Source organism: Bradyrhizobium sp. LTSPM299 (genome assembly GCF_000938235.1).
GTDB lineage: Bacteria > Pseudomonadota > Alphaproteobacteria > Rhizobiales > Xanthobacteraceae > Bradyrhizobium.
Genome location: NZ_JYMU01000066.1, coordinates 38,004 through 53,302, shown reverse-complemented (window position 1 = coordinate 53,302; position 15,299 = coordinate 38,004). Strand labels below are relative to the sequence as shown.

Annotated in this window: 13 protein-coding genes; 10 read left to right on the top strand and 3 right to left on the bottom strand. The window is 64.0% G+C overall.

From position 1 onward, the window contains the following. A partial coding sequence (locus UP10_RS31850) for a mannose-1-phosphate guanylyltransferase/mannose-6-phosphate isomerase (RefSeq protein ID WP_245321999.1) occupies positions 1-1,392 on the top strand: 1,392 nt, incomplete at its 5' end. A 61-nt stretch (positions 1,393-1,453) separates the two neighbouring features. Here the strand turns inward: UP10_RS31850 and galE are convergent. Together galE and UP10_RS44670 are read right to left on the bottom strand one after the other, a co-directional pair. Further along, positions 1,454-2,458: a UDP-glucose 4-epimerase GalE gene (gene galE, locus UP10_RS31845; RefSeq protein ID WP_044591158.1), complete on the bottom strand. Its 1,005-nt coding sequence runs from the start codon at positions 2,456-2,458 to the stop codon at positions 1,454-1,456. Continuing rightward, positions 2,455-3,030, bottom strand: a complete 576-nt coding sequence (locus UP10_RS44670; RefSeq protein ID WP_063775403.1) for a VanZ family protein — start codon at positions 3,028-3,030, stop codon at positions 2,455-2,457. The genes galE and UP10_RS44670 overlap by 4 nt, the downstream gene beginning before the upstream one ends. Before the next feature lie 256 nt (positions 3,031-3,286). On the opposite strand from UP10_RS44670, the gene UP10_RS31835 reads away from it, so the two are divergent. The 9 genes from UP10_RS31835 to UP10_RS31795 all read left to right on the top strand — a co-directional run bounded on the left by UP10_RS31835 (position 3,287) and on the right by UP10_RS31795 (position 14,090). Next, positions 3,287-3,955, top strand: a complete 669-nt coding sequence (locus tag UP10_RS31835; protein WP_044539936.1) for a response regulator transcription factor — start codon at positions 3,287-3,289, stop codon at positions 3,953-3,955. Positions 3,956-4,145: 190 nt separating this feature from the next. Beyond that, positions 4,146-5,522, top strand: a complete 1,377-nt coding sequence (locus UP10_RS31830; protein WP_044591157.1) for an ATP-binding protein — start codon at positions 4,146-4,148, stop codon at positions 5,520-5,522. Between the two features lie 143 nt (positions 5,523-5,665). Continuing rightward, on the top strand, positions 5,666-7,063 hold the full coding sequence (locus UP10_RS31825) for a hypothetical protein (RefSeq protein WP_044591156.1): 1,398 nt from the start codon (positions 5,666-5,668) through the stop codon (positions 7,061-7,063). A gap of 151 nt (positions 7,064-7,214) precedes the next feature. Beyond that, positions 7,215-8,339, top strand: a complete 1,125-nt coding sequence (ccmI, locus tag UP10_RS31820; RefSeq protein ID WP_044591166.1) for a c-type cytochrome biogenesis protein CcmI — start codon at positions 7,215-7,217, stop codon at positions 8,337-8,339. 59 nt (positions 8,340-8,398) lie between these two features. Further along, positions 8,399-8,902 (top strand): cytochrome c maturation protein CcmE, encoded by a 504-nt coding sequence (gene ccmE, locus UP10_RS31815; RefSeq protein WP_044591155.1) that lies wholly within the window; start codon positions 8,399-8,401, stop codon positions 8,900-8,902. Further along, on the top strand, positions 8,899-10,881 hold the full coding sequence (locus UP10_RS31810; RefSeq protein WP_044591154.1) for a heme lyase CcmF/NrfE family subunit: 1,983 nt from the start codon (positions 8,899-8,901) through the stop codon (positions 10,879-10,881). The genes ccmE and UP10_RS31810 overlap by 4 nt, the downstream gene beginning before the upstream one ends. Then, entirely contained in the window at positions 10,881-11,387 is a 507-nt protein-coding gene (locus tag UP10_RS31805; protein WP_044591153.1) for a cytochrome c-type biogenesis protein, read from the top strand. Before UP10_RS31810 ends, UP10_RS31805 begins: the two co-directional genes overlap by 1 nt. 169 nt (positions 11,388-11,556) lie before the next feature. Next, entirely contained in the window at positions 11,557-13,146 is a 1,590-nt protein-coding gene (locus UP10_RS31800; protein ID WP_044591152.1) for a Do family serine endopeptidase, read from the top strand. 263 nt (positions 13,147-13,409) lie between these two features. After that, positions 13,410-14,090, top strand: a complete 681-nt coding sequence (locus UP10_RS31795; protein ID WP_044591151.1) for a response regulator transcription factor — start codon at positions 13,410-13,412, stop codon at positions 14,088-14,090. Positions 14,091-14,731: 641 nt separating this feature from the next. Here the strand turns inward: UP10_RS31795 and UP10_RS31790 are convergent. Further along, complete coding sequence (locus tag UP10_RS31790) at positions 14,732-14,968, bottom strand: helix-turn-helix domain-containing protein (protein ID WP_044591150.1); 237 nt, start codon at positions 14,966-14,968, stop codon at positions 14,732-14,734. Positions 14,969-15,299: the final 331 nt, after the last annotated feature.

The following is a 15,299-nucleotide window of genomic DNA, read 5'->3' as shown; positions in this document are numbered from 1 at the left end:
CTGATCATGTGCGGCGGCGCCGGCACGCGGCTGTGGCCGGCCTCGCGCGAGGTGCATCCGAAGCAGTTCCTGTCGCTGTTCGGGACGCGCTCGACCTTCCAGGAGACGCTGCTGCGGGTTTCGGACGCGGCGGTGTTCGAGTGCCCGATCGTGATCACCAACGAGGCCTACCGCTTCATGGTGCTGGAGCAACTGGCCGAGATCGGCCGCGAGGCCGATGTGCTGCTGGAGCCGATGCGGCGCGATTCAGGTCCGGCGATTGCGGCCAGTGCGGTATTCGCGCAAAGCCGCGACAAGGATGCGATCGTGCTGGCGCTCGCCGCCGATCATCTGCTGCGCGACACCGATGCCTTCGTGGCGGCCTGCCGCGCGGGACTGGTGGCCGCGGAAACGGGCCGCATCGTGACCTTCGGCGTCAAGCCGGAGCGGCCTGCCACCGAATATGGCTATATCAATCCCGGCGAGGTTGTCGCCGGCGAGGTGCGTGCGGTCGCAAAATTCGTCGAGAAGCCGGATGCGGCGACTGCGGCCAGTTATATCGATGCCGGCTATCTCTGGAACAGCGGCAACTTCATGTTCCGCGCCGCGATGCTGCTTGACGAATACCGCAACGTTGATGCGGACAGCATTGCCTCTGTCGAGGAGTCGGTTGCGAAGGCCGGACACGATCTCGGCTTCGTCAAGCTCGATGCACAGGCCTTTGCTGCGGCGAAAGCGATCTCGATCGACTATGCCGTCATGGAGAAGACGGCGCATGCGGCGGTGGTGCCGGTGGCGTGCGGCTGGTCGGACATCGGCTCGTGGCGCCAGGTCTGGGAGCTCTCCGACAAGGACAGCCAGGGCAACGCGGCGCGCGGGGCTGCCGTGTTCGAGGATTCCCGCAATTGCAACGTCACGACCGACCGCGCGCTGGTCGCGCTCGAAGGCGTCGACGATCTTGTCGTCGTCGCAACCCAGGATGCCGTGCTGGTGTCGCGGCAGCAGAACGCCAACGGGCTGAAGCGGCTGGTCGCCAAACTGAGGGTGACGGCGCCCGAGGTGACTGAGAACCACATCAAGGTGCATCGTCCCTGGGGCTCCTATCAGGCGGTCGACAATGGCGACCGCCACCAGGTCAAGCGCATCATTGTCAAGCCGGGCGGACGGCTGTCGCTGCAGAAGCATCACCACCGCTCCGAGCACTGGATCGTGGTGCGCGGTACGGCGCAGGTGACCGTCAACGAGCTGGTCAAGACCGTGCACGAGAACGAATCGATCTACATCCCGATCGGCGCAGTGCACCGGCTGGAGAACCCCGGCAAGATCCAGCTCGAGCTGATCGAGGTGCAGACCGGCAGTTACTTTGGCGAGGACGATATCATCCGCATCGAGGACGATTATCAGCGCGCGTGAGACCGTTTGGTCGTGACGCGATCGGCCCGGATCGCGTCACGCCCCAATCTCGTTCGCCGTCTCACGCGTATCCGCTCGGATTGCTGCTCTGCCAGCGCCAGTGGTCCGCGCACATCGTCTCGAGCGACCGGGTCGCCTTCCACCCGAGCAATTTCGATGCGTAGTCGGTCGCGGCATAATAGGCGTCGATGTCGCCGGGGCGGCGGGGCTTGACGTCGTAGGGGATCGGCCTGCCGCTTGCCGCTTCGAAGGCGCTGATGACGTCGAGAACGCTGCTGCCGGCGCCAGTGCCGAGATTGACCGCAAAGCATTGCGGCGTGTCGAGCAGTTTCAGCGCAGACACATGGCCTGCGGCGAGGTCCATCACGTGGATGTAGTCGCGCACGCCGGTGCCGTCGGGCGTGTCGTAGTCGTTGCCCCAGACATTGAGCCGCTCGCGCCGCCCGATCGCGACCTGGGCGACGAACGGGACGAGATTGTTCGGAACGCCCTTCGGATCTTCACCGATCAGGCCGCTTTCATGCGCGCCGACCGGATTGAAGTAACGCAGGATCGCGATTGCCCAGTTATTGTCGCTGACATATTGGTCGCGCAGCATCTCCTCGATCATCAGCTTGGTACGGCCGTAGGGATTGACCGCCTGAAGCGGGTGCTCTTCGGTGTAGGGCAGGAACTGCGGCGTGCCATAGACGGTCGCCGATGAGCTGAACACGATCTTGCGCACGCCGGTGGCCCGCATCGCGCGCAGCAGCCGATGCGACCCGATCACGTTCTGGTCGTAATATTCGAGCGGATCGGCGACCGAATCCTGCACAGATTTCAGGCCTGCGAAATGCATCACGGCGGTGCAGCGGTGCTGCGCCAACGCCTTTTCGAGGGCGGCCTGGTCGCGCACGTCGCCCTCGACCACGCTCAACGGTTTGCCGCAGATCGTCTGTACCCGTTCGAGTGCTTTCGGGCTGCTGTTTGAGAAATTGTCGAAGACAACGACGTCTTCACCGGCCGACAACAGCGCGACGCAAGCGTGTGAGCCGATATAGCCGGCGCCTCCGGTGACCAGGATCATGCGATGTCTCTGCGTTGTGCGACGGAGCGTGACGCGACGGCGTTGCCCGCGCTCTCGCAGCCTTCATAGCATTGCAGTTTTTTCGACGCCAAGCGCTGTTTGTCGTTATGGCGAATATCTGATCCGCGCGAGGCAAAAAGCTCACGCATGTTCGAAATATTCACGCACGCGGATCGTCGACGTTGCGTGGTTAAGTATCCGGCGGATTGTCCCGGTAGTTTCCTCGCGCGGTCGATCTGATCCTGCACAATCGCCAGGACGAGCCTGCCGGCCCCGATGCCGCAAACACCGCCTACGGCCTTCACCAGCGCGTCGAGCAGGCGGCCGTGGCGATCCGGCGTCAGCAGCTGCAGCGCTTCCAGTGCGAACGCGCTTCCGACGACAATCACAACGATCGCCAGCGTGCGCCGGGGATAGCCAAGCACCAGCGCCAAGCCCAGCAGCGCAAAGGCCGCGAAATGCTCAAGCTGCGCGCCGGCAATCGACGGCCGGTCGTTGATCGGCGACAGCGTCACAAACGCGATAAAGGCGAGTGCCAGCCAGCCCGCGATACGGGAAATTCTCTGGATCATAATGGATAGGGGTAGGCGACGGCTGATCCGATCGCAACTCACGTTCCCTCGCCAGGCACCGTTTACCGAACCGATCGGCAATTATCGTTAATACCGCGGGGCCCGTCCTCCGGCGTGTCTGGTCGCTCCAAATCTGCTATCAAGCCGGGAAATGACCAAAAAGTAACATTGCACCTGTTGGCCCGTTCATAACCCGTTCAGCGCCGAAAGCCTCATTTGATGACGAATATCGCAATACTCACTCCCGGAGGCCAACGTGCGTCTGCTTGTCGTTGAGGATGATCCCGATCTGAACCGCCAGCTTACGACGGCGCTGACGGATGCCGGCTATGTGGTCGATCGCGCGTTCGACGGCGAGGAGGGGCATTTCCTTGGCGACAGCGAACCCTATGACGCGGTTGTGCTGGATATCGGCCTGCCGAAGATGGACGGCATCTCGGTGCTGGAGGCCTGGCGACGGAACAAGCGGGCAATGCCGGTGCTGATTCTCACCGCGCGCGACCGCTGGAGCGACAAGGTCCAGGGCTTTGACGCCGGCGCCGACGACTATGTGGCAAAGCCGTTCCACCTCGAGGAGGTGCTGGCACGGATCCGCGCGCTGCTGCGCCGCTCGACCGGGCACGCCCAGGTCGAACTGGTCTGCGGGCCGGTTGCATTGAACACGCGCACCAAGCGCGTCACAGTCAATGGCAACCCGATCAAGCTGACATCGCATGAATACAATCTGCTCGACTATCTGATGCACCATACCGGTCGGGTGGTTTCCCGCACCGAGCTGGTCGAGCACCTCTACGACCAGGACTTCGATCGCGACTCCAACACGATCGAGGTGTTCGTCGGCCGCATCCGCAAGAAGCTGGAAGTGGATATCATCCAGACCGTGCGGGGCCTGGGCTACATGCTGGCGCCGCCGTCCGGCGCTTGATCGGCGCCTCGGCATCGGCATGATCCGGCCTCTATAGCCCCGTTCCGATGGAATCGGAACGGGGCTATAGATTCCTGTTTCTTGTTTTGACGCGTTTTCTTGACGCGAACCGGTATCCACTTCGCTCGAAAACGCTCTTGAGGACTGGATTCGCCATGTCGAGGCCTGCTGACATGATTCTCGTGCCCTGATGCGCGGAAGCTCGCTTGCGACCCGCCTGTTCGTCTCGGCGACCGCCTGGGTGGTGGTGATCCTTGCGATCACCGGCGTCATTTTGTCGTCGGTCTACCGCGACGCGACCGAGCGCGCCTTCGATCGCCGTCTCAACCTCTATTTGCGCACGCTGATCGCCGAAGTCGCCACTCCGGACGAGCCGCCGGACCGCCAGTTCCAGTCGCTCGGCGAGCCGCTGTTCGACCTGCCGCTGTCCGGCTGGTACTGGCAGATCACCCGCACCGACACCGAGAAGGGCGAAACCCGCGCCTCGCGTTCGCTGTGGGACAAGAAGCTGCCGAAACTCGAGGAGCACGGCGCGGAATTGACCGCCGCCGGCGTTCGCCTCGGTTATGTCGACGGCCCGGAAGGCCAGAGCCTGCGCATCGTGGAGCGGCCGGTCGATCTCGGTGCCGACGGCAAGTTCCTGGTCAGCGTCGCCGGCGATGCCACCGAGATTTTCGATGAGACGCGAAGCTTCGACTATTATCTCGGCGGCACCTTCGCGGCGCTCGGCATCGTATTGCTGTTGACTACGATCTTTCAGGTCCGCTACGGCCTCGCGCCGCTGAAGCGCATCTCGGACGCGATCGCCGACATCCGCTCCGGCCGCGCCGAGCGGCTGGAAGGCCAGTTTCCGGTCGAGATCGCACCGCTCGCGCGCGAGACCAATGCGCTGATCGATGCCAACCGGGAAATCGTCGAGCGCTCCCGCACCCATGTCGGCAATCTCGCCCATGCGATCAAGACGCCGCTGTCGGTGATCGTGAACGAGGCGGCCGCCCATGGAGCAGATCCCTTCGCCAACAAGGTGCTGGAGCAGGCCGCTATGATGCGGGACCAGGTCGCCCATCACCTGGAGCGCGCCCGGATCGCGGCCCGCGTCACCATCGTCAGCACCATCACCGAGGTCGCGCCTGTGATCGAGGCGCTGCGCCGGACAATGGAGAAGATCCATCGCGACCGCGCCATCTCGATCGAGGCCAAGGCCGATCCGGCGGCGCGGTTCCGCGGCGAGCGGCAGGATCTGGAGGAGATGGTCGGCAACCTCGTCGACAATGCCTGCAAATGGGCGGTCTCGCAGGTGTTCATCGAGGTGCTCGTCGAGCCGCCGGAGCAGCCGGGCGCCGGGCCCAGGCTGCGTATCGTGGTCGACGATGATGGACGCGGCCTGTCCGAAGCCGAGCGTGCCCAGGTGTCGCGGCGCGGCCAGCGGCTCGACGAATCAAAGCCCGGCTCGGGGCTCGGCCTGTCGATCGTGACCGACCTCGCGGGCCTTTATGGCGGCAATCTGACGCTGCAGAACGCGCCGATCGGCGGTTTGCGGGCCGAGCTGGTGCTGCCGGGAGTATAGGCCGTGTGGACATGGCACAGCCCCTTGTCTCGGGGCCGTCATTATTCCTAAACGGGTTCTTAACGCGCCGGCTTCTATGATCCGAAGCGGACGGGCTGCGGCGGTCCGCGGGGTGCGCGCACCAACGATTCATTACTTGACGCATGAGCCAGAGTTCGATCGAGCGGTTGAGGGATTATCTCGCGCAGCTTCCGCCGCAATCGCAGGCGTTGCTGATGCGGGAGTTCGAACGCGCCATCGAGCGCGGCGAAGACGCCGCCGTCGCCAATCTGGTGCTTGAGCAACTGCGCAAGATCGTTCGCGGCGCCGAAGAGGACGAGGAAGCACAGCCGCGCACCGATGACCCGGCGCGGCTCTTGTTCCGGCCGCTCGAGCCGTTCCTCGCCGAGACCAATTTTCCGACGCGAGCGGGTCAGATCCGGCGCGCCTCGCTGCTGCCGGTCTGGCAGTGGCTGGCCCGCGAGGGTGCGCCTGAAGCGGCCCGCGAGTTCCAGGCCGTGCTTGCCACCACATCGGAAGACAGTTCGACGGAGGCGGCGACCCGCAAGTTCCAACTCGCTGCCGCGGTAGCCATCGTCAAGATCACGGCGCCGGTCCAAGGCGACGACCGCCAGCGTGCGTTGTCGCGTGTCGGCCAGCCCAGCGTCGTCGAGGACCTCTTGCCGATCGGCCTGGTTTTGCAGACGCGTGATGCGCTGGAGACGCTGGGGAGCCGCCTGCCGGCCCAGGTACGGGTGTTCGCCGATGCCCAGATCGCGTCCGTCACCGAGGCGCTCAAGGTTCCTTCGCTGCAGACACCGCAATTGCTGCCGTTTGCGCTGTCGCTGATCGCGCAGCGGCTGGTCGCGCCATGGCAGATCGTTCGCCTGGCCATCAAGATGGCGGCCTCCGACGACGAGTTGCGGGTTGCGGCCACGCCTTATGGTGTCGCCGTCACGATCGCGCTGCACGATCTGTCCTTTGCCGCCGCCTGCTTGCGAACCGACATCAGGCGCGGTCATTTCGAATATGTCGGCGAGCAGCTCAAGACCCTGCACGATGGTGTCCGCGGCTTGCGCACCGAGCTTGATCTGCGCAACGATTCCACCTGGGGCCGCCAGCTCACCTCGATCCGCGCCGATACCTCCAACGCGCTTCAGTCTGAGATCGACAGCGTACCCGGCCGGGTCCGCCGCATCCTGCGCCAGCGTGCCGACAAGGACATTGGCACGGGCGCCAAGATCGATATGTCCGAGGTCGAGGACGCCGCCGCGTTGATCGATTTCGTCGCGGTATGCCGCACCTATGCCAGCGAACTGGCCATCAACGAGGTGACGCTGCGGACCTATTCCGACCTCCAGCACTATGTCGAGCAGTCGACCGAGGGATTGGTGCAATCGCTGCGCGGCGGGGAAGCGCGGGTGCTTGCCTTCCGCCAGCAGCAGGTCAAGGCCGCGATCCGCTTCTGCGAGGTGCTGTTCGGCCATGATTACGCCTCGCTGATGAACCGCGCGGTAGAGAACGCCATGACTGGCGATCGCAAATCGACCCGCGCCAGCTAAGCGTTTTCGATCCCGGAGACCCCGTGGAAACCCCTGCGGCGTGCACCCGCTGCCGATCCAGCGATTGTCAATTGCCGGGCTCGCCGCCAGTAGTGTAAAGCGATTCTAAGGCGGCTTGCCGGAAGCCGCCGTTCCGCCCGGGAACCGCTTGATGACGCTGTGGTTTGTGTTCGCGCTGATGACGGTCGCGGCGATCTTTGCCGTGCTGTGGCCGCTCAGCCGCGCCCGACAGGCCAGTCTTGGCGGCAATGAGGCCGTCGTCTACCGGGACCAGCTCGCCGAAATCGACCGCGACATGGCCGGCGGCATCATCGGCGTTGCCGAGGCGGCGGCCGCACGGGTCGAGATCAGCCGCCGGCTGCTCGCGGCCTCGGACCAAAGCGAGCGCGAAGCTCCAGTTCAAGGCAATCTCAAGCTGCGGCGGATGGCCGCGACCTTGGCCCTGGTCGGGTTGCCGGTCATCGCAGCCGGTGTCTATCTCACGCTCGGTTCGCCGCAACTCGGCGATTTTCCGCTGTCCACACGCAGCCGGGCCGCCGACGCCAACCAGCCGCTGGCCAATCTGGTGGCGCAGGTCGAGGCTCATCTGGAGAAGAATCCGACTGATGGCCGCGGCTGGACGGTGCTCGCCCCGGTGCTGTCGCGTCTCGGTCGCTACGATGAAGCGGTTCGCGCCTACCGCAATGCCATCACCTATGCCGGTGACAGCGGTGACCGTCGCGCCGACTTGGGCGAAGCGCTGATGGGAGCGGCCGGTGGTGTCGTCACGGCGGACGCCAAGGCGGAGTTCGAGCGCGCGGTCGCGCTAGAGGCCGATGACGCCAAGGCCAATTATTTCCTCGGCCTCGCCGCCGAGCAGGACGGCCGCAAGGGCGACGCGGCGGCGATCTGGCAGGGGATGTTGGCGAAGGCGCCGTCCGACGCGCCGTGGCGGCCGATGGTGCAGGCGGCCCTGGTGCGGGTCGGCGGCGTCAGCGCCCCCGGGGGCGTCAGCGCCCCGGCGCTGCCCCAGGGGGCGATGGCTGCGGCCAAGGACATGAGCGAGGCGGATCGCAGCACGATGATCCGCGGCATGGTCGACCGACTGGCAACCCGGCTGAAGCAGAATGGCGACGATGTCGAGGGCTGGCTGCGGCTGGTCCGCGCCTATCTCGTGATGGGCGATCGCGACAAGGCGGTGAGCGCGCTTGCGGATGCCCGGCAGGCGGTTGCCAATGATGCGGAGCGGTTGCGTCAGCTCAACGAAGGGCTGAAGAATCTCGGGCTGGATGGATAACGCATGACGCCGAAAAGCAAGCAGCGATTTTCGGAGAACGTCATGCGCGGGAATGGATCATGACCAGGAAGCAACGGCGTTTGACGTTGATCGGCTGCGCGCTCGCGGTGCTCGCCATTGCGGCGGGGCTGGTACTGAACGGGCTGCGCGATTCCATCGTGTTCTTCTCGACACCGTCGATGGTCGCCGAAAAACATATCGGCCCCGGCAGACGCTTCCGCCTCGGCGGCCTAGTGGAGACGGGTTCGCTGAAGCGCGGCGACAATCTCGCGGTGACTTTCACTGTTGGCGACGGCAGCGCGGCGTTGCCGGTCGCTTACAAGGGCATCCTGCCGGATTTGTTCCGCGAAGGGCAGGGCGTCATCGCGGAAGGTGCGCTCGATGCCTCCGGCGTGTTCCGCGCCGACACCATCCTTGCCAAGCATGACGAAACCTATATGCCGAAGGATGTCGCCGATGCTCTGAAGAAACAGGGCCATTGGAAGGACGACTACGGCGCCAAATCAAGCAATATGCCGACCGCCGCGGCGGTGCCGCCGTCCACACAGGGAGCCATCAGGTGATCGCGGAAAGCGGACATTATGCCCTCGTGCTCGCGCTCGCCCTGGCGCTGATCCAGTCCACGGTGCCGCTGCTCGGCGCGCGCTGGCGCGATGTCGCGCTGATGAACGTGGCGCGCTCGGCGGCGCTCGCCCAGTTGCTGTTTGTCGGCGTCTCCTTCATTGCGCTGGTGACGCTGCACGTCACCTCCGACTTTTCGGTCGTCAACGTCTACGAGAACTCGCATTCGCTCAAGCCGCTGATCTACAAGATCACCGGCGTGTGGGGCAATCACGAGGGATCGATGCTGCTGTGGGTGTCGATCCTGGCGCTGTTCGGCGGCCTCGTCGCGGCCTTCGGCAACAATCTGCCGCTGTCGCTGCGCGCGCATGTGCTGGCGGTGCAGGCCTGGATCGCGAGCGCCTTCTATTTCTTCATCCTGATCACCTCGAATCCATTCCTGCGCATCGCCAATCCGCCGATCGAGGGGCGTGATCTCAACCCGGTGCTGCAGGACATCGGCCTCGCGGTGCATCCACCGATGCTCTATCTCGGCTATGTCGGTTTCTCGATCTCGTTCTCGTTTGCGGTGGCGGCCCTGCTCGAAGGCCGGATCGACGCCGCCTGGGCGCGCTGGGTGCGGCCGTGGACGCTGGTTGCATGGATCTTCCTGACGCTTGGCATCGCGATGGGGTCCTACTGGGCCTATTACGAGCTCGGCTGGGGCGGCTGGTGGTTCTGGGATCCGGTCGAGAACGCCTCGCTGATGCCGTGGCTTGCCGGCACGGCGCTGCTGCACTCGGCGCTGGTGATGGAGAAGCGCAACGCGCTGAAGGTCTGGACCATCCTGCTGTCGATCCTGACCTTCTCGCTGTCGCTGCTCGGCACCTTCCTGGTGCGCTCGGGCGTGCTGACATCGGTCCACGCATTCGCGACCGATCCGACGCGCGGCGTCTTCATCCTGCTGATCCTCTGTATCTTCATCGGCGGCAGCCTCACGCTCTTTGCCTGGCGGGCGTCGGCACTGAAGCAGGGCGGATTGTTCGCGCCGATCTCGCGTGAGGGGGCGCTGGTCCTGAACAATCTCTTCCTCACCACGGCGTGCGCGACCGTGTTCATCGGCACGCTGTATCCGCTGGCGCTGGAGGTCGTCACCGGTGAGAAGATTTCGGTCGGTGCACCGTTCTTCAATCTCACTTTTGCACCGCTGTTCATGCCGCTGATGATTGCGGTGCCGTTTGGGCCGCTGCTGGCCTGGAAACGCGGTGACCTGCTCGGCGCGGCGCAGCGGCTGGTGGCAGCCGGCATCGCAGCGCTGGTCGCGATTGCCCTGGTCTGGGCGTGGACCTATGGCGGCGCGACGCTGGCGCCGCTCGCGATCGGGCTTGCGGTGTTCGTGATCGTCGGTGTGCTGTGCGATCTCGCCGAGCGCGTCGGGTTGTTCCGTATTCCGCTGTCGATCTCATGGCACCGCGCGCGGGGATTGCCGCGCGCCACCTGGGGCACCGCGTTCGCGCATGCCGGCGTTGGCATCGCGCTGATCGGAATCGTCTGCGAGACGACGTGGAACAGCGAATATATCGGCACGATGAAGCCGGACGATGTCGCCGCGATCGCCGGCTATCAGTTGCGGCTCGACAGCATGACGCAGCGCCAGGGACCGAACTTCCGCGAAATGGTCGCGCAGTTCACCGTAAGCGAGGAAGGCCAGAAGATCAGCGTGATGACGCCGTCGAAGCGCAATTTCACAACACGTGGTTCCTCGACGACGGAGGCTGCGTTGCTGACGCGCGGTGCGAGCCAGCTCTACATCTCGCTCGGCGACACCGCGGCCGACGGCGCGATCGCAGTGCGGATCTATCACAAGCCGCTGGTGCTGCTGATCTGGTGGGGACCCGTGCTGATGGCCTTTGGTGGCCTGCTGTCGCTGTCCGACCGCCGCTTGCGGGTCGGCGCGCCGAAGCCGGCCAAGGCGGTGCGCGCGTTGCAGGCGGCCGAGTGATGCCGCTACGGCGCACTGTCATCGGCGTGCTTGCGGCGGTCCTGATGATCGGCGCAGCACCGGCCTATGCGGTGCAACCCGACGAGATCATGGCCGACCCCGCAAAGGAGGCGAGGGCGCGCGATCTGTCCAGAGAGCTGCGCTGCATGGTCTGCCAGAACCAGTCGATCGACGATTCCGAAGCACCGCTGGCGCGCGATCTCCGGCTTCTCGTGCGCGAACGCATTGCGGCCGGCGACAGCGACGGACAGGTGATGGATTTCCTGGTGGCGCGCTACGGCGAATTCGTGCTGCTGAAGCCGCGCTTCAACCCGCATACGCTGCTGCTATGGCTGATCCCCCCGCTTGCGCTGTTCGGCGGCGGATTTGCGCTGTGGCGCACCAGCCGGCGCAGGGCAAATGCGGCGAAAGCCGGCGGCGATCCTGACCTCGCGCTGACTGCCGACGAGGAGTCCCGCTTGGAACGGCTCCTGAACGACGAAACACCTCCGAACAGGCCGATTTAGCCCCGTCTAAGCCCTTCATTTGCCTGCGCTATTCTGCCGCACTTTTGGCCGGCTTAATTACCAAAGTTTAATTCCGCAGCCAGCGCGCCGTAAGGCTGCTGACCCCATGTTCAGACGCATCAGGTGCCTGCCCCCCGCACCGAGATTCTGGCCTTGGAGATTTCAAGAAATGACCGACCGTCCCGACCTCTCATCCTTCCCGTCCTACAAGGTGCCGAAGCGCGCATTGTTCTCCGCCCGCAAGTTCGCGCTGATGGCGTCCGTCGTCGCCGGCCTCGGCGTTGCCGGCTATGGTCTCAGCCCCTCGCACGATCCCGCCGACCTGTTCGCAACCCCGGCGCATGCGCAGGTCAACAACGAGGTCAAAAAGATTCAGCAGCCGATCGGCTTTGCCGACATCGTCGAGCGCGTGAAGCCGTCCGTGATCTCGGTGAAGGTCAACATCCGCGAGAAGGTCGCCAAGGACGACGGCAACAACAACAACGACGACTCGCCGTTCCAGCCGGGTTCGCCGATGGAGCGCTTCTTCCGTCGCTTCGGCGGTCCGGATGGTATGCCCCCGGGAATGCGTGGCGGACCGCGTGGCGGTGGCGTGGTGACCGGTCAGGGCTCCGGCTTCTTCATCTCGGCTGACGGTTTCGCCGTGACCAACAATCACGTCGTTGACGGCGCCGATAAGGTCGAGGTGACCACCGATGACGGCAAGACCTATTCGGCCAAGGTGATCGGCACCGACCCGCGGACCGACGTCGCGTTGATCAAGGTCGAAGGCGGCTCCAACTTCCAGTTCGCCAAGCTGTCGGACACCAAGCCGCGCATCGGCGACTGGGTGCTGGCGGTGGGCAATCCCTTTGGTCTCGGCGGCACCGTGACTGCCGGTATCGTGTCGGCCTCCGGCCGCGACATTGGCAACGGTCCGTATGACGATTTCATCCAGATCGATGCGCCCGTGAACAAGGGCAATTCGGGCGGCCCGGCGTTCGACATGTCGGGTGAGGTGATGGGCGTCAACACCGCGATCTACTCGCCGTCCGGCGGCAGCGTCGGCATCGCGTTCTCGATTCCCGCCTCGACCGTGAAGAGCGTCGTCGCCCAGCTGAAGGACAAGGGCTCGGTCAGCCGCGGCTGGATCGGCGTCCAGATCCAGCCGGTGACCTCCGACATCGCCGACAGTCTCGGCATGAAGAAGGCCGAAGGCGCGCTGGTTGCCGAACCGCAGGCCAACGGCCCCGCGGCCAAGGCCGGCATCGAGTCCGGTGACGTCATCACCGCCGTCAACGGCGAGCAGGTCAAGGATGCGCGCGAACTCGCCCGCACCATCGGTGGCCTGGCCCCCGGCAATGCGGTCAAGCTGAACGTGTTGCACAAAGGCGAGGACAAGGTCGTCAACATCACGCTCGGCCAGCTGCCGAACACTCTGGAAGCCAAGGCTGACACCGACAACGCCGACAAGGGCAATTCGAGCCGCGGTACCGACGTGCCGAAGCTCGGCCTCACCGTTGCTCCTGCCAACAGCGTGGCAGGCGCCGGCAAGGAAGGCGTGGTCGTGACCGAAGTCGATCCGAAGAGTGCCGCCGCCGAGCGGGGCTTCAAGGAAGGCGACGTGATCCTGGAGGTCGCCGGCAAGACCGTCGCCACCGCCGGTGAAGTGCGCGATGCGATCACCGCGGCGCGGACCGACAACAAGAACAGCGTTCTCATGCGCGTGAAGAGCGGCGGTTCGTCGCGCTTTGTGGCAGTGCCGCTGGCCAAGGGCTAACTATATGAGCTGGGAAGTGTCGCCGGCATTAGTCGCCCCCGCCGACGGCGCTTTCCGGGGGGCGAGCGCCTCGCTCGCTCCCTTTGGTACCTTTCGATGGAATACGCCCCCCTCCGTCGGAAGGGCTAAGGGCGGTGAGGTTCCCCAGCCTCACCGCCCGCTTTTTTCACACAATCTGGATTGTGCGCGGTCGTCTTGCATGTGCAGGCCGGCCGCGCCATGGTGAGAGAAGGCCAATTCCCGTGACTGCAACTGCCCCCCAAATGCGCATCCTGATCATCGAAGATGACCGCGAGTCCGCCGACTATCTGGTCAAGGCGTTTCGCGAAGTCGGTTACGTCGCCGACCTCGCCGCCGACGGCGAGGAAGGCCTGTCGATGGCCGACAGCGGCGACTACGACGTGCTGGTCGTCGACCGCATGCTGCCGAAGCGCGACGGGCTGTCACTGATCGGAATCCTGCGCGAAAAGGGCAACCGGACGCCGGTCTTGATCCTTTCCGCGCTCGGCCAGGTCGATGACCGCATCAAGGGCCTGCGCGCCGGCGGTGATGACTATCTGCCGAAACCGTATTCCTTTGCCGAGCTGCTCGCACGCGTCGAGGTGCTGTCGCGGCGCAATGTTGGCCCCGCCGAGGAGACCACCTACCGCGTCGGCGACCTCGAGCTCGATCGGTTGTCGCATCGCGTCGCCCGCGGCAAGGATGAGTTGACGCTGCAGCCGCGCGAGTTTCGTCTGCTTGAATATCTGATGAAGCATGCGGGGCAGGTGGTGACGCGCACCATGCTTCTGGAGAACGTCTGGGATTATCATTTTGATCCGCAGACCAATGTCATCGACGTGCACATCTCGCGGCTGCGCTCCAAGATCGACAAGGGGTTCGAGCGGCCGCTGCTGCACACGATCCGCGGCGCGGGGTACATGATCCGTGACGGGATACGTTGAAACTCTATAAAAATAGGGGTTTCATGACTCTAACGCGCCGATCGCTTACCGATTTAGTCTAAGTCGTTGATATTCAGAGATGCAACCAATCACGGATGCTTTGTCCGTGGCGCAATCGAAGAAGTGACCATTGTTAAAGGGCTTTCTTCATTTTGCTTGGTCCGGTTACTTACCGCTTTTGCGCCGCGTCCCTGCGACGCGCGAGACCGCCTGTGCGCTGGCGACGGCTGGCCCTCGTCCTTTAGCACCGTGTGCTGGGGCAATGCGACACTGACAAAGTGCTCCACAATCCCATCGATGGACGGCTGGGCTCAATAAAGGGCGAACGTGATCGAAGTTCCTGGCTGGCTTCGTTGAAGCAGTGCAATCGCTCGGAAAGCGACCCACTCCGCCCAAGGCCAAAATGATCGACACCGACTTGCTACAAGACGGTAATGGCAGGATGGGGCGCTAAGGAATAAGGCGACGCATCGCCGCTCCTATGTGGCAAAAGAGCGGCAATTCAAAGCCAGCTTGAACTGACATAGAACCAGTCGGCCAGTTCAAGCGGCCAACCCGAAGATCGCACTTCACAAGATGTTCGTCTTCGATGTCGAAGAACGGTAAGTTCGCCAACGCACCAGTACGTCATTCGGAAGACGTCAAGCGGGGCTTACTTCAATCGACTTGCGCGCGTCCGGCAGCGTTTTGAGCCATAATCTCAAATCGTCCGGCAGGATGATCGTACGCCTCCCGTGTTTCTTGGCCTTGAGATCACCGCTGCTGATCGCCTCGCGAATAGAGGTCAGCCCGATCCCGGTAAGAGCGCTTGCCTCCTCACGTGAGGCCGAGAGCCGTTCCGCGAGCGGTACCTTTCCCTTCTGCCCGAACTCGTTCATTACAAAAGCCCCTTATCGCTTGCGGGCCGCAGCGGTGTGGCTAGTCTCGTCGCCCTTGTTCTCGACCAGCGATACCGACACAGGCGGAAATCTCACGCGCCTCCTTCGTAGCTTGGTACAGCGGCCAACAGAGAACGCATCAAAAAACATATACATCGCCACGTGATGCAATTGGCCGTGCCGAAGCAGAATGGCTGTCAAAAATGCGTCGGACACTTGGATACCAAAGCGAACGAAAGGGAAGGTTCCCGCTTCCAATTTCTTCGCCCCTACCCAAGGCAATAGCTGTGACGAATTTCTGGAGCCTGGGGCGAAGCCCCTCACCAGTGTG